Origin of the sequence: Wolbachia endosymbiont of Drosophila bicornuta (assembly GCF_028982105.1) — a bacterium.
Lineage (GTDB): Bacteria > Pseudomonadota > Alphaproteobacteria > Rickettsiales > Anaplasmataceae > Wolbachia > Wolbachia pipientis.
Genome location: NZ_JAPQLF010000007.1, coordinates 1 through 524 on the forward strand (window position 1 = coordinate 1; position 524 = coordinate 524).

1 pseudogene is annotated in these 524 nt (G+C 40.1%); it reads right to left on the bottom strand.

Going from position 1 to position 524, the window contains the following annotated elements:
• Positions 1 to 64 precede the first annotated feature (64 nt).
• Positions 65 to 406 (bottom strand): annotated as a pseudogene (locus OZD68_RS00045) (DUF6444 domain-containing protein); the annotation flags it as partial.
• Positions 407 to 524: the final 118 nt, after the last annotated feature.

The following is a 524-nucleotide window of genomic DNA, read 5'->3' on the forward strand; positions in this document are numbered from 1 at the left end:
CTACTGGCCTGCTATAGCCATAAACACATATCTTATCGCATTCGGACTATTATAAGAAAGGCTATACTACATACGGCCTAATTTCCGGAAGATCAACTTTTTGGTGAACATAAGGTTTTTCGCATATTACAAGCTCTCCTCCGCATTCGCAAATATTAGGCAACTCTATTTTTACTACTTTATCCGCTTCCATTGTGGCATGAAAATTTCCTTTATGCCCAACCTGATCGCCAACATTCCTTTCGCTTTTTGGCTTGTCCTTTTTTATTTTGTATAGCTCTTTTGAGCTGGGCAGGGATGAGTTTTTTGAATTTAAACCAAGCCTCTCTTTCAACTCAGCGTTCTCAATCCTCAAGGCCTTATTTTCTGCCTCTAACTCTTCTATCCTCCCTTCCAACTTTTCTATTTTTTGCTGTAAATTTTTGCAGAGTTCTCAAAGGTTTACCACATTAGTTATCTAAGTGAGGAAAGTCACCTCTCCCCACTCGACTTCGAAACCGGACTTGTGACTTTCACCACATCCG